Origin of the sequence: Chlamydia sp. 17-3921 (genome assembly GCF_902705545.1) — a bacterium.
Taxonomy (GTDB): domain Bacteria; phylum Chlamydiota; class Chlamydiia; order Chlamydiales; family Chlamydiaceae; genus Chlamydia.
In genome coordinates, this window is record NZ_CACSHH010000001.1 from 15,852 (window position 1) to 39,029 (window position 23,178).

Here is a 23,178-nt window from a genome sequence, read left to right on the forward strand (position 1 = left end):
AGATAGATAAGAATCGAACAATGTTATCTTTCCCGGGTTCTAGCTTAGGTTATGACTATTGTGAAAACCTCTTGGTCATTCAAACATTTGATTCCTACGCTTTATACAAGTATCAAAGAAGGCTATTCTTTTAATACGTTTAAAAAAGATTTTTTAGCAGGAATCACTGTCGGAATTTTATCTTTTCCTTTTGCTATAGCAGTAGCAATTGGTATAGGTGTTTCCCCAATACAAGGTCTCATTGCCTCAATAATTGGAGGATTTTTAGCTTCAGCTTTGGGGGGAAGTCAAGTTCTCATCTCAGGGCCTACAAGTGCCTTCATTTCAATTCTTTATTGTATTGTTGCAAAATATGAAATTGGGGGGTTGTTTGCTGTCACTCTTTTGGCGGGACTTTTTCTTGTAGCTTTTGGCCTTACAGGATTAGGTACTTTCATTAAGTATATGCCCTATCCCGTAGTTACAGGATTAACAACAGGGATTGCTGTATTAATTTTTTCCTCTCAAATAAAAGATTTTTTAGGACTACAGATGGGAGAAAATATCCCATCAGATTTTATTGCAAAGTGGATAGCCTACTGGGATCATTTATGGACCTGGGATAGCAGATCTTTTGCTGTAGGATTATTTTCCCTACTACTTATGATTTATTTCCGTAATTATAAACCCCGGTATCCTGGAGTAATGATAGCGATTATCATTGCTACTGCTCTAGTTTGGCTACTTAAAATCGATATTCCAACAATAGGTAGTCGCTATGGTACTTTACCACAGTCTATACCTATTCCTACATTACCACGCTTGAGTTTAACAAAAATTCTTCAACTCATGCCAGATGCTTTAACAATTGCAGTTTTAACGGGTATTGAAACTTTGCTTGCAGCTGTTGTCGCAGATGGAATGATTGGATCTCGGCATCAATCTAATTGCCAACTCGTTGCCCAAGGAGTTGCCAACATCGGAACAGCTTTATTTTCAGGAATTCCTGTTACAGGATCTTTATCTCGAACAGCGGCAAACATAAAATCAGGAGCTTCAACTCCAATTTCAGGTCTTGTTCACTCTATTTTTATTTGTTTTATCCTGCTTTTACTAGCTCCGTTAACAGTAAAGATCCCGCTTACCTGCCTTGCTGCTGTCTTGATTTTAATTGCATGGAACATGAGCGAAATTCATCATTTTATCCATTTATTTACAGCGCCAAAAAAAGATGTTGTTGTTCTTCTGACAGTTTTTATTCTAACAGTTATGACAACAATTACCTCCGCAGTACAGGTAGGTATGATGTTGGCAGCATTTCTATTTATGAAACAAATGAGTGATCTTTCTGATGTCATTTCTACATCAAAGTATTTTGATGACGATAGCCAACAAAAAAAAGATGACATCTTTAGTAAAGCAGAGGTTCCTTCAAATACAGAAATTTATGAAATTAACGGGCCTTTCTTTTTTGGGATAGCAGATCGATTAAAAAACATTCTCAATGAAATAGTATCTCCTCCAAAAATTTTCATTTTGTGTATGTCTCGAGTACCTACAATTGATGCTTCCGCAATGCATGCCTTAGAAGAATTTTTCTTAGAATGCGACCGCCAAGGAACACTTTTACTTCTTGCTGGAGTAAAGAAAACTCCTCTAGGAGATCTTAAGCGTTATCACTTAGATCAGCTCATTGGAGTAGATCATATCTTCTCTAATACTAAAAGTGCTCTTTTGTTTGCTCAAGCTTTAATTAATCTAGAAAGAAAATCTTCTTCTTAATGCTTTCCAAGCATTAACTCAGGAACAATAAGCCGATCAAATTCACTTTCTGATAAAAACCCCAATTGTAAACACGCTTCTTTTAAGGTAAGGTCTTCATGAAAAGCTTTTAAAGCAATTTTTGAGCATTTATCGTAGCCTAAAGTTGGAGCTAGGGCAGTAATCAGCATTAAAGAATTATTTAAATATTTTTTTAAAGTAGTTTTATTAACTTGCAATCCTGATACAAAGAAATTAGAAAATGCCATCATTCCGTCTGAAAGAAGTTTCACAGATTGTAAGAAATTGTAAATTATCACAGGCTTCATTACATTTAACTCAAAGTTCCCTCGACTTCCAGCAATGAGAACTGTTTGGTGATTACCAAAAACTTGTGCACAAACCATTTGTAAAGCTTCACACTGTGTTGGATTGACTTTTCCTGGCATGATAGAAGATCCAGGTTCATTTTCAGGGAAAAAAATCTCTCCAAGACCACAGCGTGGTCCAGAACCTAAAAGGCTTAAATCTGTAGCAATTTTAGTTAAAGTACATGCAAGAGTTGCTAATGCTCCATGAGCATGCACTAAAGTATCATGACAAGATAATGCTGAGAAATAATTCTTAGCAGGAATAAAAGCCTCTCCTGTCTCTTGACGTAGATAATGTATGACTTTTTGGATAAACCCGTCAGGAACATTCAATCCTGTCCCAACGGCAGTAGCTCCTATAGCAAGTTCATACATATGTGTCAGAGAAAAGGCTACGCGTTCTAAACAGTGTGACATCTGATCGCGATAACCAGAAAATTCTTGTCCCAAAGTTATTGGAACTGCATCCATAAGATGTGTTCGACCGATCTTTATGTCATGACGAAATTCTTCGACTTTGTTATCTAAAATTTTTATCATAAATTCCATTGCAGGGATTAAGTGAGACTTCACACTAAGTATTCCTGCAATGTGCATTGCTGTTGGAAATACATCATTGGATGATTGAGATTTGTTCACATGATCATTAGGATGTATTGGAACTTTGCTTCCTAATATACCTCCATGACTCTGTATAGCGAGATTTGCTATGACTTCATTTACATTCATGTTTGTCTGAGTGCCACTACCGGTTTGCCAAACTCTCAAAGGGAAATGTTCTTCGTAACCACCCTTAAGAATCTTATCCGTAGAGGAAACTATCATATCGCAAAGCTTAGCATCTAAAAATCCTAAATCGCTATTTGCTTTGGCCGCGCATTTTTTCACCAATACAAGAGCTCGAATAATCTCGAAAGGCATCGTTTCTGTTCCCCAAGAAAAAAATTTTTGAGATCGCGCTGTTTGTGCTCCATACAACTTATCTTCAGAAACTTCTATCATACCGAAGCTATCATTCTCTTGTCGCATATAACTGTTTTCCTTATAATTAGGTTCATTTCTTTAATTACATCTCTAGATGAAAAGAAAAAATTTTTATTATTTCATCCCTATCTTTCTTCTACTTCTTTTTTGGGAAGTAGCTTCGCGTTCCAAAGCTTCTTTAGCATTTCTCTGCCCTCCACCCTCGAGTATACTCACAACCTCTCTTCACTCTCTTCCTCTTCTTCTATCTTGCTCATGTCAAACTTTAAAGGGAATCTTGGGAGGCTTTTTCCTGGCAGCAGTTTTATCACTAATCTTAGCAAGCGTTATGCTTTCTTATAAGCCTGCAAAAAACCTCTTACAACCTTTATTTGTTCTTTTACAATGTACTCCAATGTTTACTCTAGCCCCTTTAATAGTGCTCTGGTTTGGTTGGGGACTTAATGCAGTAATTGTACCCACAGCATTAACAATATTTTTTCCTCTAACACTCACTATTTATCAGGGAATAACATCCACTCCAAAAGAACTTCTCGAACAATTTATTCTACACGGTGCTACAAAAAAACAAATTTTTATAAAACTCAGGCTTCCTTATGCACTACCCCATATTTTTTCGGGATTGAAGATAGCTATGGGCTCTGCAGGTTTCGCTACGATAGCTGGAGAGTGGGTTGCCTCACAATCTGGTTTAGGAATATTAATTCTTGAAAGTCGTAGAAACTACGAAATGGAGTTAACTTTCGCAGGACTTATTGTTCTATCCCTTCTTACATTGTTTTTATTCCAAATAGTACTTCTAAGTGAAAAAATATTTTTTTCTTTGTTTCGTGTAACAAAAAGCCCCAACAAGCGAAAGTGGCAAATTTCAAAACACAAATATTTATTCCTTCTACCTGTACTTCTTGTTTTTCTACCTTTTCTAAAGCCTTCTTCTCCTAAACAGAATATAAAACATCTAACACCACTTTCATTACTTTTAGATTGGACTCCAAATCCTAACCACGCACCTCTTTACGTAGGTGTTTCTCAAGGGTTTTTTCGTAATCAAGGAATAGATCTACATATTCAAAAAAACACAGATTCAAGTTCTGCTGTTCCTCATATTCTTTTTGAACAAGTCGATATGACTCTCTATCATGCCTTAGGAATCATAAAAACTTCGATGAAAGGAATGCCTATACAAATTATTGGAAGATTAATAGACGAGACCTTGCAAGGATTTCTTTATCGAGCAAATGATCCTATTACAAAAATTCAAGATTTGAATAATAAAGTTTTAGGTTTTTGTTTAAACAACTCTAAAGACCTTTCCAGACTCTTAGAGACACTAAAAATCCACGGAGTTACACCTTCAGAAGTAAGAAATGTCAGTTCCGATCTGATTTCTCCTATGCTACTAAAGAAAATAGATTTTCTTTATGGAGCATTTTATAATATAGAAGGAGTTATTCTTTCCTCCCTAGGGACTCCTGTCAAATGCTTTCTTTCAGATACCTATGGTATGCCCACAGGACCTCAATTATTAATTTGTGCAAAGAAAAAAACCAAAGCGACTGAACCAAAGATTGTTCACGCTTTTCAAAAAGCTTTACAAGAAAGCATTGCTTTTTGCCAAGAATATCCTGAAGAAGCGTTTATGATCTATGCTCAAGCAACAGCAGATATTCCTAAAAAACTCTCTAATGAGTATCTTCAGTGGCAAGCAACTTTGCCATTATTAGCAAAAACTCAAAAACCTCTTGATGATGAACTTGTTGCTTCTCTAATTCAAGCGATTATTCAAAGACACCCAGAGCTTGCAATCCAAGCAAACTCTTTTTCTTCACAAGATATTACTGTTACCTACTCTCCAAAACTACAAGGATGAGAAAAAACATGAGCAAGACGCGTCAAAATATCCCTTAATACTTCTAAAGGTTTTTGCTCAGCATTTACATAAGAAACTTTATATTTAGGATAATGTTGTATGATTTCATCAATTTCTTTTTGATAAGTCTGCAAACGTTTTTGCAAAACCTCAACACCCACTTCATCAAGACGCCCCTTTTTATGCAAAGAACGCTGCATTCTTTCTAATAATTGAGATTCATCTTGAACCACCAAAATAATAACATGGCGAATCATAAGGTATTTATCTAACAACTTGGCTTGGCCTAAAGTCCGTGGAACCCCACTAACAAATAAATCCTGACAATCTGGAAGATATTGACCAGTAGCAATCAATCCTTGAACATAATAATACCATACAGCAATCACATCTTCATCAGGGATTAAAGCTCCAGATACAGCATATTCATAAAAAAGTTTACGAATAGGAGATTCCAAAGGATAACAACGAAATATATCTCCTAAAGAAATGTATACCTGACTACCCGCATGAGCTATAAAACTTCCTATAAAATCTTTTCCAGATCCCGGAGGACCAAACAGTATTATTGAAGAAAATGGTTTAATATACGGCTTTATTGTTTCAGCAATTTTTGCATCGATCATATCCCCCTCTAGATTTTATTATCTTAATTTATTAACTTAATTGATTATCTTGAAAAATAATAGGGTTTAAAGATAAAAACTCCTCATATGACATCGTTTTTTCTTTCTTTACCCCAAGCTTGTATTTTATTTTTAACAGCAGATATTCTTACGAACACTCTGGTTATAAACCGACTCCTTACCAATTACTCTAGAAATCGGCGATTTATCTTATTCTTAAAAGAAACTTTATTTTCTTTAGGTGCTATGATTCTTTTGTTTTGGTCTGCAAAAGGTGTCATCCACATCTTACATACTCCTCCCTGCGCCCTACAATCCGTAGGAGGAATCGTTGTTGTCCTTATAGGCATCAGAGCCACTTTACACTTAACGAAAGAAGACTCTTGGCAATCTTATCCAGAAAAGCCAACTCCCTCCTTTCCAGCTCCCTTCATTACTCCGATAACTATACCTCTTATGATCGGTCCTTCGTGGTTAGCAGCCTGCTGTGCTTTTATAGGGAAACAGTTCACCGACATGATAAGTATGCTCACTTTAGTTCTTAGTTGGGTTCTGATTGCTGGCACAACTTTTGTGCTACATATTCTTATTAATCCAAAAAACAAAAAAACTTTACTTGCAATTCAAACAGTTTTAGGACTATTCGTCGTAATTATCGGTACTCAACTCTTAGTATCCGGACTACAAAGCACTTTCCTATAAAAGATTCTTGTTATGCTGCTTACCCTACTCAACCTTAGTCTATTATTTTATGCTATGTTTGACTCCCCAGGCTCCATCCCTGTTTTTGCCCTTTTTCTTAAGAATTACTCCTATAAAAGGCAGCAACAAATAATCCTAAGAGAATGCCTTTTTGCCCTTATTTCTCTTCTACTTTTCATCACTTTTGGAAGAAAATTCTTACAGTTTCTAGATATCTCTCTTTACTCATTTCAACTTATCGGAGGTATTCTTCTTTTTTCTGTAGCACTGAAAATGATGTTAGCTACGCCTACATCTAGAGATGTAGAACAAAGCGCTTCTGAACCTATTTTTTTCCCTTTAGCATTTCCTATTATCACAGGTCCTGCGATCATTACAGCCCTCCTTAGTTACATGGAAGAAGATATTTATCCAAAAAATCTAATCTTCTCTGCAGTTATTATTGCTTGGATTCTCTCTTTGTTCACTCTTTTATGCTCCAGTTTTTTCAATCGAGTATTAGGCTCCTCTGGACTTCTTGCTTTAGAACGACTTTTTAGTTTGGTTCTGATGCTCATGTCCGTTAATCTCATTCTTAAAGGTCTCTCTATTGCTTTCAATTTAGGATTTTATGTAGGTAATTTATAATGAGAAGAAATGATCTTTGCTGGTGCGGAAGCAAACGCAAATGGAAACACTGTCATTACCCAAAAGCTTCGAAAACCTCTTGGGAAGCTAAACGTCAGCATTATGCAACACAATACAATATTATTTTGAAATCTCCAGAACAACATGCGAGAATCCGGCATGCATGTCAAATCACTAAAAAAATTCTTGAAGAGCTCTGTAAAGCCTCACAAAAAGGGGTTACAACAGAAGAGTTAGATCAATTTTCCCGCGAGCTTCATAAAAAATACGATGCTATTCCAGCTCCTTTAAACTATGGCACACCACCATTCCCTAAAACGATTTGCACTTCTCTGAATGAAGTGATCTGTCATGGAATTCCCAATTCTATTCCTCTGAAAGATGGTGACATCATGAATATAGATGTTTCCTGTATTGTAGATGGGTATTACGGAGATTGTAGCCAAATGGTAATGATTGGCGATGTTTCAGAAGTTAAAAGACAGGTTTGTCAAGCTTCCTTAGAGTGCTTAAACGAAGCAATAGCAATTCTAAAGCCTGATCTACCTCTTTGCAAAATTGGAGAGGCTATAGAAAACTGCGCTGACCGCTATGGATTTTCTGTAGTAGATCAATTTGTCGGACATGGGGTCGGCATAGAATTTCATGAAAACCCTTATGTCCCTCACTACAAAAATGGCTCGCTCATCCCCTTAGCTCCGGGGATGATATTTACTATAGAACCCATGATCAATGTCGGAAAAAAAGAAGGCATCATAGATTCTAAAAATCTTTGGGAAGCACGTACCTGTGATAATTTACCCAGCGCACAATGGGAACATACCGTAGCAATTACAGACACAGGGTACGAGATACTAACTCTTCTAGATGAATAATTTCTTCTTCTAAAAACTCTATACGTGATAACAATTTCTGAATCAAAAGAACCTCTTCTAGAGGACACTCTATATCAAGTTGTTGCTCTTTCTTCAAGGTTAAGTATTGTTCTCTAACAGCAAACAATTCTTTCCTAACAGCGGATAAAACCTTATCTTTCTCCGAGAATTGCTCTCGAAGCTGTTGATACATACATCTATAACGTTTTTCTTCTGGGTCTTCTATCAAAGATCCCTCAGATTCTTCATTTTGAGAAGAGTCACGAAGTTGTTCGAGTTCTTTATCTTTTTGTTTCAAAAGCTTTTGAAGCTCTAACATCCTTGTTTGTAAATCTCCAACTTTTTGCAAAGACTCACTAAGCTCTTCACAACGCGAAGCATAAAATTGATGCTGACGTTTTTCTTCCGCAAGCTCGCTTTGTAAAAACGCCATACCTTTTTCTTTTAAGTCTTGAATTTTAGATTCTTGACTTTTTCCTAAGACTTCTTGCTCACTAACCCAAGGAAATACTACACCCTCATCCCCAGCAACAAGATGTATATACTCATTATGTAAAATAGCATAGTCTTCTAACCAGCTATTCTTCTGATCAGACAAAACTTGTAGATCAATAGCAAGGTGTTTTTGTTTCTTGTAAGCCTCTTTCAAAAGCTCTTGACAATCTTGAAGTTCTCTTTCTAAGGACTGTGAACGAGAGACTAGCGACACGTTTTCTTGAATCTTTTTTTGAATGTCCTGTTGATATATACTTCGATTTTCATCCATCTCTCGAGTCAATTGATCCAATCTTGAAACAACTTTTTCCTCTTCCTTTATCACAAAAGTTCCTCCCAACCAAAAAAGCCCCCAAGCAATAATGAATACAGATCCTAAACCAGATATCCAGAGTCCAGGAAACAAAGTTGTTCCAATAATTTTCATACTGAAAACGATGGCAAATATCCCAGAGATAATGGCATAACCCCTTCCCTGAAAAAATGAAATTATAGGCAATGCAACGGCAGAAAAAGCTAATAAAGAAGGGATTAAAGAGGTTCTAAAAAGAGCAGCACAACCTATTCCTCCAAAAATAGATAACGAAGCCATTAAAAACGTAGACCTCGCAAAAGAAAGGCAAAACTTTTTCCTCAACACGTCTAAAGAAGAAAGCCTTATCCATTGATAAAAACGTTCATAAAACGCTTGCATGTGGCTCTAACACCCTATTCCCACTCTATTTAAGACTCATTTAAAGAGTCTTGAGCTTGCATTAATAAATAGCTAATCACAGCAGGATCTCCTTCATAGGTCATCTCTACTTGCATTTTGCCATCGGAGGACGCTCTTCCGCAAGTCACCAAAACATATGCACTTACCTTCTCGTCGAAAGTTTCTGTATCGTCACTACACTCATTCTCAGACACTCTCTTCTCCTTCTCTAGACAAAGATTTGTTATCTCATGTGAATTCTTAACGGCTGAGCAATCTAGTTTTCAAATATCTTTTATTTGCCATTAAAAACAAAACACTTAGCAAAATAAAAAATTAAATAATAATTATTTGTTTAATTAAACGTGCTTCACCCTGTTAAAATAAAACTAAATAAAAATAAAAAAAATTCATTATGTCAACGACTACTCCTATAACAACCGCAACAAGGGAAATAACACAACCCCTTGCTCCATTACCCTCACTGAATACACCTCCAGTTGGAGCTTTGCTTTTTAGCATTTACGAACTACTTTTACAAGCTATTGAAATACGACAAAAAACAGTTCTGACTCAATCGCAACAATTAAACGACAATACTAATATTCAACAACAATTAAACCAAGAAACTAATCAAATCAAGTTCGCTGTAGTAAACTCTGGAGCAAAAGAAGACGAAATTACTCGTGTACAAAATCAAAACCAAAACTACTCTGCACAAAGATCTAACATTCAAGACGAACTTGTTACAACAAGACAAAACGGACAAGTAGTCCTCTCACATGCTTCTACAAATATTAACATTATTCAGCAACTCGCCTCTCAAGACTCCACATTCTTAAAAACAATAAATTCTATTGGAAGCACAGTTAATCAACTTAACAAACCTTTAGGTTAACCAAAAAAACCAGAGAGTTTATAAAATTATGTGGACAGAACCTTTTTCTCCTCGTAAATATTTACATGCAGCTATAGAAGTACCTGAAGCAACCATTACAGGGGGTGTTAATACAACTACGGCAGACGAAATCATTGCAAAATTTGCAAAAGATTCTAACCCTCTGATTGTCACTGTATACTACGTTTATCAATCCGTATTAGTAGCTCAAGACAACCTAGCTATCATCGCGCAAGAACTTCAAGCCAATGCTTCAGCACAAACTTACTTGAACAATCAAGAAGCTCTATATCAATATGTCACAATCCCTAAAAATAAACTTAAAGATAACTCTTCATCCTACTTGCAAAACATACAAGCTCAAAACCAAGCTGTGGGGGCTTCTCGACAAGCTTTACAAAATCAAATCTCAGGATTAGGAAACAGTGCTCAAGTAATTTCCAGTAACCTCAACACAAATAACAACATTATCCAACAATCTCTACAGGTAGGGCAAGCCTTAGTTCAAACCTTCTCTCAAATTGTAAGTTTAATAGCTAACATTTAAAAATAAAGGACAACTCATGACTGTAATGCCTCTCAACACACACTCAGAAATTACTACAATAATTCCTAATTCTACAAAAATCATATCAGACTCCATTACTATAAATAAAAAGTCTGCTATGCACTTTTGTATTGCAGTCATGCTTCAATTAGCCACATCTACTACAGAGTTCAGTAAATCTATCATGGCAGTTCTTCAAGACAATACTTCAATACAACAACAGAAAACTAAAGAACTGATCAGTATTCCTTTACTTAAAGTTCCTGATCTTAAGCCAAAATCAGGAAGTAAAAAAGATGAATACACAAACCAAAATGAAATACAAGCATACCAAAGTTCAAACCAACAAATCACAGCAAACAGACAACTCATACAACAAGAATTGTCTGCAGCACAACAAAGAGCTCAAGCTAATCAAAAAGCCGTAAACGCAACTTCTACAGAAGCCATGCAAATTCTCCAAGCAACGCAATCTCTTTTATCAAGCTTGGCTGAATACACTGATAAAGCAAACTTAAGAGGTGGCTCTGCAGATTAAATCGTATAAGACTTCTAATAAAACAATCCATCTTCTAGTATAAGAAACTTAGTCCTAAGACAGGAAATATTTTCATGAGGATTATTTTCCCTGACAAACGCAACCAACCCCTATTCCTTTGTCGAATTCTCAAACAATTTCCTTTGTTTATTTTTATATCTTCTTGTGTTTCCCCCATACTCTCTTATACCCTGCATAAACTTCTTGGAGCTCCAAAAATCTTGGAAATATTAGCTCTATCTTCTCAAGGCATACGGAAATGTTACCTGTGGCAATTTGTTACCTATCCTTTCCTAACCGCGGATTCGCTATGTATTTATAAAGAACAGTGCTTCGAGGTTACGCAAAGATTCCTCATAAGAAACACTTTAGACTTTATACTTTTCTATAAAGCTGCGGATCAGCTTATTCGTAAACTTGGAGCATGGAATTTTCTCAAGATCATCTCTGTACAAATTCTCTGTACAGGAGTTGTAATTTGGGGTTTCATGTTGCTTTTTGGTAACACTCAAGCATTCTTTGGACCAGAGAGTCTTATCTGCACCGTACTACTTATTCGCGTTTTTCTCGATCCAGAAAAGCGTCTAGGATTTGGCTCCACAATTCTGACTCTATCAAGAAAATGGGGATTTCTTCTTCTATTAGGCTTTTATTTTTGCATATTAATTTTTTCTGGTTCTTACTTGATTTTCTTTGGATCTATTTTCTCTCTAGCCCTAGCCCTACTCTTCTGTAAGAAAGAAAAAATTCCTAATCCCTATACCTCTTCTTTACGCTTCTAAATCTTCATCAGAAAAAAAAGCAAGCAGCGCAGCACGAACTTCTCCGATTCCAGATAACACCCCCTCTTCAAAACGAAATCTAGGAGATGTTTCGAGTTCTAGAAAATCCATAGGCTGTAATAAATCTTCAGAAGTTATATTTGGAATAAGTTCCTCTCCTATTTTCTGAACTTTTTTATATTGATTTTCATAAATTTCATTTATCAAACATATAAGTTTATTTTTCATTTTTCTTTTTGCGTTTCTCTACAAAAAATTGTTTCATTAAACTTTCAGACTCTTCACGACAAATTCCTGAACATTGTTCTACTGAATGAAATGGATGGTCCTTTGTAAAAACATTTATCCAACTCCCTCCAGCACCTAAACGAAGATCAGGGGCTCCCCAAACAATTCTAGGAATACGTGCTAACTGAATAGCTCCAGCACACATTAAACAAGGTTCCAAAGTACAGTAAAGAATTGTATCCAGCAAACGCCAATTATTCACTGCCTCTGCCGCCGCACCTATGCATAAAATTTCTGCATGTGCTGTAGGATCTTGAAGCCTCTCAACAGCGTTATGACCCCGACCAATGATTTTATTATCTTTAACTATTACACAGCCTACAGGCACTTCATTTTGCCTATATGCCTTGTGAGCCTCCTTTAAGGCTTCGTTCATAAAAAATAGATTCTTTTCTATACTCACAATAGCTCTAAATCACTTTTGAAAAATAAAAACTTTATTCGATTTTCAAATAAATCTAATTAAAAAAATAGTCCCCTGATATCAACAAAAGCTTTTTTATAAAGCATTATCAGTGACCTTTACAACTGCAATAGAATTTTATTTATATACAAAAAACTCTTCTCTCTCTTACCAAAAGATGTACATTAACGATCTCCTTAAGTATAATCTGCTTTTGCGGTAATTTTATTTAAGGAGACATCCAAATGTCTTTGGATAAGGGAACGAAGGAAGAAATCACAAAAAAGTTTCAACTTCACGAAAAAGATACAGGATCAGCAGATGTACAAATTGCTATCTTAACTGAACACATTGCAGAACTCAAGGAACACCTTAAAAGATCCCCTAAAGACCAAAACTCTAGGTTATCTTTACTCAAACTTGTTGGACAAAGAAGAAAACTTTTGGAATATCTTAACTCTACTGATACGGAAAGATACAAAACTTTGATTGCCCGTTTAAATTTGCGTAAGTAATTTTCTCTTTCCTAAATCAAAAATCTAGGGAGACCTTCATGACTTTTGAAATAATTTCTATCACTCTCGAAGAAGGTAGAACACTGATATTTGAAACAGGGAAAGTTGCAAGACAGGCGGGCGGCGCCATAGTTGTCCGTTCAAAAGACACTCTAGTCTTTTCTTCTGTATGTGCGGCAAATCTTAATGAAATGCTGGACTTTCTTCCTTTTCGAGTAGACTATCAAGAAAAATTTTCCTCTACAGGAAAGACTTTAGGAGGTTTCATCAAAAGAGAGGGACGGCCATCAGAAAAAGAAATTCTTGTTTCTCGTCTTATAGACCGCTCCTTGCGTCCCTCTCTCCCAAATCGACTCGCACAAGATATTCAAGTGTTGTCTTATGTATGGTCTTATGATGGACAGACATTGCCAGACCCTTTAGCTATTTGCGGAGCAGGGGCAGCCATTGCGCTCTCTGATATTCCTCAAAATAATATTGTTGCCGGAGTTCGAGTTGGTTATGAAAATGGAAAATGGATTGTTAATCCAACAAAAACAGAACTCGATAATTCACCTTTTGACTTAGTTCTAGCAGGAACAGAAAACGCTATTCTAATGATAGAAGGACATTGCGCTTTCTTCTCAGAAGAGTCGATTTTGGAAGCTATAGAATTCGGGCATAAGCACATTATTACTATTTGCAAAGCTCTAAAAGGTTGGCAAGAAAAAATCGGTAAGCCTAAAAACCTCAAGGCAATTGTCCCTCTTCCAGAAGAAGTTTTAACTGCTATTGAACAACGTGTTCAAAGTCGATTAATGACTTTATTTGATGTAGAAGGGAAACAAGCTCTAGAAGCTATCTCTCAAGACTTAGAACAAGAAATTCTAAATGAGTTTAAGCAAGAAAATGAAATTTTCTCGACCTCTAACATTCAATCTGCTTTTAAAACTCTTAAATCAAACGCAATGCGAACCCTTATTCGAGAGCGTAAAGTTCGAGCAGATAAACGCTCTTTAACAACAGTTCGCCCTATAAGTATTGAAACATCTTTTCTCCCAAGGACCCACGGAAGTTGTCTATTTACCAGAGGAGAGACTCAAACAGTTGCAGTTTGTACTTTAGGAAATGAGACTATGGCTCAACGTTATGAAAACTTAAACGGTGAAGGAGCCTCTAAATTTTATTTACAATATTCTTTCCCTCCATTCTCTGTTGGAGAAGTGGGAAGAATTGGATCTCCAGGTAGACGAGAAATTGGTCATGGAAAGCTTGCAGAAAAAGCTTTGCTATACACACTTCCTGATGCCACTCAATTTCCCTACACAATTCGCATAGAATCTAATATTACAGAGTCTAACGGGTCTTCATCCATGGCTTCAGTATGCGGAGGATGTTTAGCTCTTATGGATGCTGGAGTTCCTATCAAAACTCCTATTGCAGGAATTGCTATGGGATTAATTTTGGATGACAAAGAGGCTATAATTCTATCAGATATTTCCGGACTTGAGGATCATCTTGGTGATATGGACTTTAAAGTTGCAGGAGATACTAAAGGAATCACAGCATTTCAAATGGACATTAAGGTAGAAGGTATTACCTTAGACATTATGAAAAATGCTTTAATGCAAGCAAAAGAAAGTCGTCAAGAAATTTTACGCATCATGCACGAAAACTTAGCAGCTCCTAAATCTAATTTATCTCAGTATGCACCGCGTATTGAAACTATGCAAATCAAGCCTTCAAAAATAGCAATCGTCATTGGGCCTGGAGGCAAGCAAATCCGTCAAATTATTGAAGAAACAGGCGTACAAATAGATATTAACGATCTCGGAGTTGTTAGTATTTCAGCAACTTCTCCAGAAGCTATAGACAAAGCTAAGAAAATTATAGAAGGCTTAGTTGGCGAAGTTGAAGTCGGAAAAATATACAAAGGACGTATAGTTTCTATAGTACCATTTGGAGCTTTTATAGAAATCTTACCTGGGAAAGAAGGCTTATGTCATATCTCTGAATTCTCAAAGCAACGTATAGAAAGTGTTGCGGATCTATTTAAAGAAGGTGACATTATTGACGTGAAGTTATTAAACGTGAATGAAAAAGGTCAACTCAAACTAAGTCACAAAGCAGTTCTAGATTAAAACAAAGCTTTTATTTTGAAGTTTTAAAAGAGACAAGAAGAGCTAAAATTATTTAGCTCTTTTTTTATGTCATATTTAGACCTAATCCAGGTCCATCTTGTATAGAGTCTTCTTGTGGAGGAGGTGGGGGTAAATCACTAGAAGCTTTTTTAAATAGAGCTCCTTCTTCTTTTAAGCGAGCTCTTTTCTTCTCTGGATCCCAAGAATGCTCCATGATTTCCTTAACATCTTTAGCGTCTAATGTCTCAAATTCCATAAGCATCTGAGTCATTAGTTCAACATCTTCTCGATGCTCTCTTATGATTTCCAAGGCACGCTGATATGCCGCATCTAAAAGAGCCCGTAACTCAGTATCTATAGTTTTTGCTGTTTCTTCAGAGTATGTTTTTTCATAGTAGGATCCATAACCCATGGAGGTATCAGAACGCTCATCATATGCTACAGTTCCTAATTGATCACTCATCCCCCATTCACAAATCATACTTCGAACTAATTTTGTTGCCTGAGCAATATCCTGTTGAGCTCCACTAGAAATATCTTCAAGGAAAATTTCTTCAGCAGCACGACCGCCCATAAGAACAGCAAGACGATCAAACAACTCTTTCTTCCAATAGCTGAGCTTATTTTTTTCTGGAAGAAAGTGCGTAGCTCCCAAAGACAAGCCTCGAGGAATAATAGTAACTTTATCCACAGGATCTCCGTACTTTACAGAGAGTCCAACAACAGCATGACCTGATTCATGGTAGGCAGTAGTCTTGCGCTCTTCAGCATCCATCTCAAGACTTCTACGCTCTTTCCCATAAAGAACCTTATCTCGAGCTTCAGCAACATCAACAGCGGTTACAGCAGTACGATCCTTACGGGCAGCAAGCAATGCCGACTCATTCAATAAATTTTCTAAATCAGCTCCTGAAGCTCCAGGCGTACTACGAGCAACTGCCATAAGATCTACAGTGGGATCTAGCTTTATTCTTTTCGCATGTACATTAAGAATTTCAAAACGACCTTTAATATCAGGGAGATTCATAACCACACGACGATCAAAACGACCTGGACGCAATAGAGCTTTATCCAAGACGTCAGGACGATTTGTAGCAGCCATAAGAATGACGCCCTCATTTGTTCCAAAACCATCCATTTCAACAAGAAGCTGATTTAAAGTTTGCTCACGCTCATCATGACCGCCACCTATACCAGCTCCTCGATGACGCCCTACAGCATCAATCTCATCAATAAAAATAATACAGGGAGCATTTCTTTTTGCCTGATCGAACATATCACGAATACGACTTGCTCCAACACCAACGAACATCTCGACAAAATCAGAACCCGCAATAGAGAAAAAAGGCCTATCGGCTTCACCTGAAACAGCCTTAGCTATTAAAGTTTTTCCTGTTCCTGGAGGTCCGATTAATAAAACGCCTTTTGGGATTCTACCACCAAGACTCGTGAACTTCATGGGGTTTTTCAAAAACTCTACAATTTCAATTAATTCTTCTTTAGCCTCTTCTATACCAGCAACATCTGCGAAAGTAACCTTATTTTGTCCTTTCATTAATAGTCTTGCTGGAGATTTTCCAAAGGATACAGCAGATCCATTCATCCCTCGTATTTGACGAGAAAAAACAAGATAAACAAAAATAAGCACTAAGATAATGGGTAAAAACGTGAAAAAGTAACCTAGATAATGTGGTGCAGGTTCTTCACTCTTAAAAGTCTTTTCCAAAACTAGATTACGCGGCTGATCCGGAGCTTTAAATGTTAGTGTTTTATTAACGTTGAAAGCTGCCCATTCTTCTTTCGCTCCAGCAAACCAATGAGCGAAAATCTCAGGATCTTGTTTTTCTAAAGCCCTAGAAGAAAGTTCCTGGTTATTAAAATACCATACAGCTTGGCTTAACTCATTTCGTGTTTTTTCTAGTTGAACTAGATTAATCTGATGAGCTTCTATAAGCTGCTCGTATTTCGTCAATTCCTCTCGATACAAACGAACAGAACGCAATTGAGAAAATCGTTCTCCTCCTTCAGATAAAACCAAAGACGATGAAACTTTTTCCAACTTAGTAAGAGCTTGCCCATAAAGAACATAAGCTTGTTCAAAATTTAGATTTTGAGTTAAAGAAAGTTCTACCTGTTGATAAAGCTCTTTCAACTCTCGTTTCAAATTTTCAGATCCAATCCCAAGAACTGGAGAAAGAAATTTACCTATCAACTCGTATAAATCGGAACCGAATAATTTCACTCCTTCTTCAGATCTAGAGAGAGAACGATAACGCTCTTCTAAAGAACGAAGATTTATGAGCTGATTGCTTACTGGTCCACGAATTATAAAAGGCTCTGAAAAACCAGTTTTTTCTGTCCTTGATGAAATAGTATATCCTTGTTCAGGAATCGAATAACCTGAAATAGCAGAAAACCACAAAACAGAACTGTGGACTTCTTTTTCTAAAACATCCAAACTTTTTTCGATTTCTTGAAGATCAAAAACTTGTCGATGACTTTGATCTATAAGTTCTAAATAACGATAACGTTGTAGAGCTTCTGCAGGTTGAATACTACGAAAACGACCACTAAAAGATACAAGATTATCATTTAAAGCAATTTTACGACTTTCTTCAGGAACAACCAAACGTAAATTTACTAAGTGTTCCACTTGATGGCTAAAACTTATACGAGCTTTTTTCCCTACAAGGAAATTTTGAACAGCAACAACACCAAAGACGACACCAATTAAAAGGAAGAAAAAAAAGGGAGGGAAACTTTTTTTTGACTTGGGCGTCATTTTTTTATCTTTCGACATAAACTTTCACAACTAAGCTAATCAATCAGGTAAGTAATTATTAAATATAGCAAATTTTTATTATTTTGTTTTATAAAGCTAAAAAATCAAAATGATATTTCAAAATAAATAAGATGAAGCAACACTAAGACAAAGACCTACTATTTTTCAAATTTTTTAACACATACTAAGCATAACAAACATATACTTTCTATTGTATCATTACTAGACCAGGTTTCACTATTACAGACTTATCTCGCATACGAAGAACCGCTGACGATCCCTGATATAAATGATCGTAAACTGTTTGTAAAAAATGCCTTGATACAGAAACTCCAGAAAAACTAAAAAATTTCTTGCACACCCATTTTGCTAAAAAAGACTGATGTATTAACTCTTTAGGAAGAGGAAGTTTTTGCAACTCATTCTCATATATTACTTTTGAGAGAAAAGGCTCCCCTTGCAGCTCCATATATTCTGCAAGTTCCTTAGACTCCTCAGCTAAAGCAAAAAGAGGAGAGGAAATATTCTTGCCAAAAACTTCCTCAAGCCAAGGGAATATCTTTTTACGCATTCGTGCTCGTAAATAACGTTCATCATTGTTCGTTTCATCACGCACATAAGAAACTTTCGCACTTTCTAAGGCTTCTACTAAATAAGCTTTAGAAACATGCAATAAAGGACGCAATAACTGAATTCCTTGAAAAAAAGATCTCTCCGCCATCCCCTTAAGATTACTCAAATGTGCTCCCTCTAATAAACGTTTTAAAACTGTTTCTGCTTGATCATCAGCGTGATGAGCAAGGAAAATCCCTTCAAGATTGTATTGTTGACAAAGTTCATAAAAAAAAACATATCGAAATTTACGAGCAGAATTCTCTGGATCTTTAATTGAAGAGATTTCTTTTTCTGAAGAGAATCGACGTCCAAAAAAAGGCACGCTCTCTCTTTGACATAATAACTGCAATTCTTCAGCTTCTAAAAAAGAAGAAGTTCGCCACCCATAATCTACATGTGCTACAGAAAAGCTTACCTTAAAAAACTTAAGCAAATAAAAAAGAAAAAGCGAATCACTACCGCCAGATAGACCTAGAAGATAATTTTTTTTCATATCTAAGGAAGAAAAAAAAACTTCTAATCGCTTATCATTTTTGAGTGAACAAGAAGCCAACATATTTCACATCTTATTATATGAATTATACGAAACTCGAGAAGAAAGTAGGCTTGAGAATATAAAGAACTCTACTAATTAAAGAGTCTGTTAGCTTTCTCTCAAGATCTAATTCAGGTAAGTTATGCCTATTTTATGGAAAGTTCTAATTTTCCGTTATTTAAAAACGACTATTTTTTGTACTCTGGGCTTAATTTGCGTTTCTATTATCAGCTCTTTGCAAGAAATCGTTGTCTACATAGCAAAAAACGTCCACTACACTACAGTTTTACGTTTAACCGCATACCAAATCCCTTACTTGCTCCCTTTTATTCTTCCAGTATCTTGTTTTATCTCTGCCTTCACTCTATTTCGAGGGCTATCCGATAATAATCAAATCACATTCCTTCGTGCCTCTGGAGCTTCGCAAAGAATTATAATGTTTCCAATTTTAATGATCTCTGGAGCTATTTGCTGCTTAAATTTCTATACTTGCTCGGAACTCGCCTCTATCTGTCGATATCAATCATGTAAGGAAATCGCTAATATAGCAATGACATCTCCTGCTCTTTTACTTCAAACGCTACAAAAAAAAGAAAGTAATCGAGTTTTTATTGCTATAGACCATTGTGCTAAAAGTAAATTTGACAATGTCATTATTGCCTTACGAAGGGATAATGAAATTTCAGACGTTGGGATTATCGAAACCATTATTCCAGACTCATCCAAAGATACTGTACGAGCTAAAAATATTGTTTTTATATCTAAATTCCCAATCTTTTTAACAAAAAACTATAATCCATCTTCATCTAAGGAATATTATATAGAAACTCTAGATGAGTTATTAATTCCTAAGATTACAGCAACCTTATTCGCCGGTAAATCTTATATGAAAACTCGGACAGATTATCTTCCGTGGAAACAACTTATAAAACAACCTTTAACATGCTCTCATCTACCAGAAACTTTGCGAAGAATTGCCATAGGTCTGTTATGCATTACTCTGACATATTCTGGAATGGTTCTGGGAACTCATAAGCCAAGATTTCGAAAAGTAAATTTTATATATTATATTTTTCCTATCTTAGATCTTGTCTTGTTAATAGTTGGAAAAAATACTAAAGCAGCATTTCTAGCTTTTATGCTATTCCTATTCCCACAGTTTATTTCTTGGATTGTTTTTGCTTATAGAGCTTATAGGGAAAATCGAGGATTTGCATAATGCTAATTTGGAAACGACATTTGCTAACCAGATTTTGGTTATCTCTTATATCTCTATTGTGCTTAGCGTTTATTTTTTATACATCCATTCATCATTCTTTACATGCAATTAAAGGAAGCTCATCTTCCGTGACTTCTTTAGATTCTTTAAAGCTTTCTCTATTATATTATGTTTCACAAATAGCTTTAAAAGCTGAGTTCCTTCTTCCCCAATTAGTTGCAATAGCAACAACTATTACTCTATTTTCTATGCAGAGTAGAAGAGAGGTTCTTCTTTTACAAGCATCTGGGCTCTCATTAAAATCTTTAACTGCACCCTTAATTACTTCTGGATGCATCATTACATTAATATTATATGCTAATTTTCAATGGTTACATCCCATATGTGAAAAAATATCTATAACCAAGGAGTATTTGGATCAAGGTATCTCTAGAGAACACCAGGAGAAAATTCCTGCTTTATATCTTAAAGACCTATCAGTTTTACTCTATTCTTCTATTGATCAGAGATTGCTAACATTAAATAATGTTTTTTGGATACAAAACTCTAAAACAATTTATTCTATTGAGAAATTAGCTTTCTCAACTCCTTCCTTGCCTATAGGTCTTAATGTTATTGAATTCTCTGAAAATGATTCTGGAGATACTTCTTTTTCACAATTCTTTGATATGAAAGAGTTTCCTGAAATAGAATTTGGTTTTTATGATAATCCTTTTTCTAAAATTTTCTCCGCAGGAGGGAAAAACCGTCTTTCAGAATTTTACAAAGCTATTCCATGGAACGCTTCTGGTATAGGTTTAAAGACGACTATTCCTCAAAGAATTTTGTCCTTACTCTCACAATTTTATTATATGTTAATAGCTCCTTTAGCATGTATATCCGCAATTATTATCTCTGCTTATCTATGTTTAAGATTTTCACGAACTCCCTCTGCAACGCTAGCTTACCTTATACCCTTAGGAGTTATGAATATCTTCTTTGTTTTCTTGAAAGCAGGAATAGTCTTAACAAACAGTAGCGTCTTACCAACATTTCCTGTCTTAGTTACACCATTAATTGTTCTAGCAATTGTTACACATTATGCTTATGCGAACCTTCAATAAAGTTATTTAGATAATTAACCATTTCCCAATCTTCAATATTATGATGGAAAAATGGCCTGAGAGTGGAGAGTGTTTGGCGATTTCTTCTTAAGCAATTTAAAAACTTACTGAAAATTTCAATATAGGAAGCAAATACTAAGCGGTCTCTGGCAACTAGGGTTGGGGCTAAAATTTTAGTAATTAAAAGTTTTAAGCTATGTTCATCCCAACAAGAATCTTTCGAGAAAAAAGCTAACCCAGCAATAAATACAGAGGCATAATCAAGACCATCTTTAGAAATCACAACAATAGTATTGGGATTTACATTCTCTATATTTTTAAATACTAATAAATAAGAAATCAAATAAAGAAGCAAAAGCTTATCATTCTTAAATAGAATTTTCTTTTTAGAAAAGAAAGTATCTTTAAGAACTGGCAAGCAGTGTTCTAAGAACTCATGCACAGAATCTTTCAATGAAGGAGATAAGAAAAATGAAGACGTCATTTCTGGCTTATGAAACTCATTTTTCAGAATTGTAAAAAACTCAGCAAAAGTTTCAATCTCTCCATAAGCCTTTTCAAGATTATCAAGAAGCTCTTCTGGATCAGGAAAAGAGAAAATGTAAGCATGGGAGGCATATTCTACTTGTTCCAAAGCTTCTTCTAGAACCCTACAACGAGCTCGTTCCTTTCTTGACACTCGATTTTGAATATTTAAAATCAGAGAAATAGTTCCTTGTTCTGCTTTAGTAGCTAGAAAACCAAGAAACTCTTCATTACAGGTTGCATAAAGAATAGAGCTTTGTGAAATAGGGCTTGGAGAACGTATTATATCTATTGTTAGTTCTCCCAACTTTAAAGACCCTTCCACACTTGGAAACATTCCCAAAATTAGAGGATCAAATATATTCATTCCAGAATCTAAAATTCTATCAATAGCTTTGAAAAGAGGTCCATTCGGAAACTTTGCAAACATTCGATAAAGCTCTTCATAAATATCCATAATATATTGTCCTGAAGATAAAGATTTTTTTTCTCCCTCAGGATGAAGAGGACGCTTTATCTGAGAATACAGATAATTAGCTACGTCTTCAAAAACCAGCCTACTTTCAAAAACGCTAGCACCCAAAGTTGCTGTCAACAACATGGCTTGTTTTTGCTCTTGAGACAAATTCTCCAAGTCATTATGTGAGACCTTCCACGCTTCTCTTAAAAACAAGAGGAAATCGTTAAAATAAAGCAGATTATTTTTCTTGGGGCTATTACATACAGCTGTTACTTCATTTTGAGAAAGGAACAACGCCATAACAGCATTGTGAGCTTTTTCAATGGATTTTATATTTAAATGTTTTAAGGCATCTTGGTAAAACAGCCTTAAAGACTCTTCATTTTTTGTAACAAGTAAAGAAGCCATTTTCTTTACTTCGTTGCTATTCCAAAGTAAAGTCTTTGTTAAAGGATCGTTTTCATGAACAGTTTCGTGAAGTTTATTTTGCTTATATATGATCTGTGCTAAGGAATCGTTATAGAAACGTTTATTTTCCTCATCAGACATGTAGAAAAGCTCATAAGAATGATCTTTTTTTACCTCAATAAGATTATTTAAAAAGAGATCTTGTTCTTCTATTTCTGAAGAAAGTGCTTCTTGAGTTTCGTCTTGTTTTGTATCAGAAAATTCAACAGTCTTCTGTAAGTGGGTTTGAGCCTGCTGAAAAGCTTTATTTACATCTGTGTAATCGTCAACTAATGATTGGTAAAGATCTCCTTTTTGATTTTCTAAGAAAGAAAAGATATTTTGAACTCCAGAAATAAGAAACTCTGATTCTTTCAAAACCTTGTCAGTTTGACCTTTAGGAGCTGAGCTTATTTC

At 35.6% G+C, this 23,178-nt stretch carries 22 protein-coding genes; 13 read left to right on the forward strand and 9 right to left on the reverse strand.

Going from position 1 to position 23,178, the window contains the following annotated elements:
* The first annotated feature begins 57 nt into the window (after positions 1-57).
* Complete coding sequence (locus JMS40_RS00080) at positions 58-1,761, forward strand: solute carrier family 26 protein (RefSeq protein ID WP_201456271.1); 1,704 nt, start codon at positions 58-60, stop codon at positions 1,759-1,761.
* Here JMS40_RS00080 and fumC read toward each other — a convergent pair.
* On the reverse strand, positions 1,758-3,140 hold the full coding sequence (fumC, locus tag JMS40_RS00085) for a class II fumarate hydratase (protein ID WP_201456251.1): 1,383 nt from the start codon (positions 3,138-3,140) through the stop codon (positions 1,758-1,760). The genes JMS40_RS00080 and fumC overlap by 4 nt on opposite strands.
* Before the next feature lie 49 nt (positions 3,141-3,189).
* Here fumC and JMS40_RS00090 point away from each other — a divergent pair, with 49 nt between their 5' ends.
* Positions 3,190-4,965 carry an ABC transporter substrate-binding protein gene (locus JMS40_RS00090; protein ID WP_201456252.1) on the forward strand — a complete coding sequence of 592 codons (1,776 nt, stop codon included), beginning with the start codon at positions 3,190-3,192 and terminating at the stop codon, positions 4,963-4,965.
* Here JMS40_RS00090 and JMS40_RS00095 read toward each other — a convergent pair.
* Positions 4,941-5,591 (reverse strand): nucleoside monophosphate kinase, encoded by a 651-nt coding sequence (locus JMS40_RS00095; protein WP_201456253.1) that lies wholly within the window; start codon positions 5,589-5,591, stop codon positions 4,941-4,943. The two genes, JMS40_RS00090 and JMS40_RS00095, sit on opposite strands and share 25 nt — an antisense overlap.
* Positions 5,592-5,678: 87 nt before the next feature.
* Here JMS40_RS00095 and JMS40_RS00100 point away from each other — a divergent pair, with 87 nt between their 5' ends.
* From JMS40_RS00100 to JMS40_RS00110, 3 genes are read left to right on the forward strand one after another with little or no spacing between them, the layout of a single operon-like run.
* A complete protein-coding gene (locus JMS40_RS00100; protein ID WP_201456254.1) occupies positions 5,679-6,293 on the forward strand; it encodes a MarC family protein in 615 nt (204 codons plus the stop codon).
* Positions 6,294-6,305: 12 nt separating this feature from the next.
* On the forward strand, positions 6,306-6,920 hold the full coding sequence (locus tag JMS40_RS00105) for a MarC family protein (RefSeq protein WP_201456255.1): 615 nt from the start codon (positions 6,306-6,308) through the stop codon (positions 6,918-6,920).
* Positions 6,920-7,795 (forward strand): methionyl aminopeptidase, encoded by an 876-nt coding sequence (locus tag JMS40_RS00110; protein WP_201456256.1) that lies wholly within the window; start codon positions 6,920-6,922, stop codon positions 7,793-7,795. The genes JMS40_RS00105 and JMS40_RS00110 overlap by 1 nt, the downstream gene beginning before the upstream one ends.
* Here the strand turns inward: JMS40_RS00110 and JMS40_RS00115 are convergent.
* Positions 7,752-8,984, reverse strand: a complete 1,233-nt coding sequence (locus JMS40_RS00115) for a hypothetical protein (RefSeq protein ID WP_201456257.1) — start codon at positions 8,982-8,984, stop codon at positions 7,752-7,754. The genes JMS40_RS00110 and JMS40_RS00115 overlap by 44 nt on opposite strands.
* Positions 8,985-9,013: 29 nt before the next feature.
* Entirely contained in the window at positions 9,014-9,199 is a 186-nt protein-coding gene (locus tag JMS40_RS00120; RefSeq protein WP_201456258.1) for a hypothetical protein, read from the reverse strand.
* Positions 9,200-9,399: 200 nt separating this feature from the next.
* Between JMS40_RS00120 and JMS40_RS00125 the strand changes: the two genes are divergently transcribed.
* The 4 genes from JMS40_RS00125 to JMS40_RS00140 all read left to right on the forward strand — a co-directional run bounded on the left by JMS40_RS00125 (position 9,400) and on the right by JMS40_RS00140 (position 11,749).
* Entirely contained in the window at positions 9,400-9,882 is a 483-nt protein-coding gene (locus JMS40_RS00125; protein ID WP_201456259.1) for a DUF720 domain-containing protein, read from the forward strand.
* Positions 9,883-9,910: 28 nt separating this feature from the next.
* The gene (locus tag JMS40_RS00130; RefSeq protein ID WP_201456260.1) at positions 9,911-10,429 is read left to right on the forward strand and encodes a DUF720 domain-containing protein; all 519 of its coding nucleotides are present in this window, start codon (positions 9,911-9,913) and stop codon (positions 10,427-10,429) included.
* A 16-nt stretch (positions 10,430-10,445) separates the two neighbouring features.
* A complete protein-coding gene (locus tag JMS40_RS00135; protein WP_201456261.1) occupies positions 10,446-10,967 on the forward strand; it encodes a CT847 family type III secretion system effector in 522 nt (173 codons plus the stop codon).
* A 74-nt stretch (positions 10,968-11,041) separates the two neighbouring features.
* A complete protein-coding gene (locus JMS40_RS00140) occupies positions 11,042-11,749 on the forward strand; it encodes a hypothetical protein (protein WP_201456262.1) in 708 nt (235 codons plus the stop codon).
* Here JMS40_RS00140 and JMS40_RS00145 read toward each other — a convergent pair.
* On the reverse strand, positions 11,738-11,977 hold the full coding sequence (locus tag JMS40_RS00145; RefSeq protein WP_201456263.1) for a hypothetical protein: 240 nt from the start codon (positions 11,975-11,977) through the stop codon (positions 11,738-11,740). The genes JMS40_RS00140 and JMS40_RS00145 overlap by 12 nt on opposite strands.
* Positions 11,967-12,440 carry a tRNA adenosine(34) deaminase TadA gene (gene tadA, locus JMS40_RS00150; RefSeq protein ID WP_201456264.1) on the reverse strand — a complete coding sequence of 158 codons (474 nt, stop codon included), beginning with the start codon at positions 12,438-12,440 and terminating at the stop codon, positions 11,967-11,969. Before tadA ends, JMS40_RS00145 begins: the two co-directional genes overlap by 11 nt.
* A 245-nt stretch (positions 12,441-12,685) precedes the next feature.
* Here tadA and rpsO point away from each other — a divergent pair, with 245 nt between their 5' ends.
* Together rpsO and pnp are read left to right on the forward strand one after the other, a co-directional pair.
* Positions 12,686-12,955: a 30S ribosomal protein S15 gene (gene rpsO / locus JMS40_RS00155; RefSeq protein ID WP_201456265.1), complete on the forward strand. Its 270-nt coding sequence runs from the start codon at positions 12,686-12,688 to the stop codon at positions 12,953-12,955.
* A 38-nt stretch (positions 12,956-12,993) separates the two neighbouring features.
* Entirely contained in the window at positions 12,994-15,075 is a 2,082-nt protein-coding gene (gene pnp, locus JMS40_RS00160) for a polyribonucleotide nucleotidyltransferase (protein ID WP_201456266.1), read from the forward strand.
* Between the two features lie 64 nt (positions 15,076-15,139).
* On the opposite strand, the gene ftsH is transcribed toward pnp, so the two are convergent.
* Together ftsH and tilS are read right to left on the reverse strand one after the other, a co-directional pair.
* A complete protein-coding gene (gene ftsH / locus JMS40_RS00165) occupies positions 15,140-17,875 on the reverse strand; it encodes an ATP-dependent zinc metalloprotease FtsH (RefSeq protein WP_201456267.1) in 2,736 nt (911 codons plus the stop codon).
* 190 nt (positions 17,876-18,065) lie between these two features.
* Positions 18,066-19,028, reverse strand: a complete 963-nt coding sequence (tilS, locus tag JMS40_RS00170) for a tRNA lysidine(34) synthetase TilS (protein ID WP_236558916.1) — start codon at positions 19,026-19,028, stop codon at positions 18,066-18,068.
* Between the two features lie 121 nt (positions 19,029-19,149).
* Here tilS and JMS40_RS00175 point away from each other — a divergent pair, with 121 nt between their 5' ends.
* Together JMS40_RS00175 and JMS40_RS00180 are read left to right on the forward strand one after the other, a co-directional pair.
* Positions 19,150-20,226, forward strand: coding sequence for an LptF/LptG family permease (locus tag JMS40_RS00175; protein WP_201456268.1), 1,077 nt, complete (start codon positions 19,150-19,152; stop codon positions 20,224-20,226).
* The gene (locus tag JMS40_RS00180; protein ID WP_201456269.1) at positions 20,226-21,329 is read left to right on the forward strand and encodes an LptF/LptG family permease; all 1,104 of its coding nucleotides are present in this window, start codon (positions 20,226-20,228) and stop codon (positions 21,327-21,329) included. The genes JMS40_RS00175 and JMS40_RS00180 overlap by 1 nt, the downstream gene beginning before the upstream one ends.
* Here JMS40_RS00180 and JMS40_RS00185 read toward each other — a convergent pair.
* Positions 21,298-23,178 (reverse strand): calcium-binding protein (locus tag JMS40_RS00185; RefSeq protein WP_201456270.1); only part of this gene is annotated, 1,881 nt, incomplete at its 5' end. The genes JMS40_RS00180 and JMS40_RS00185 overlap by 32 nt on opposite strands.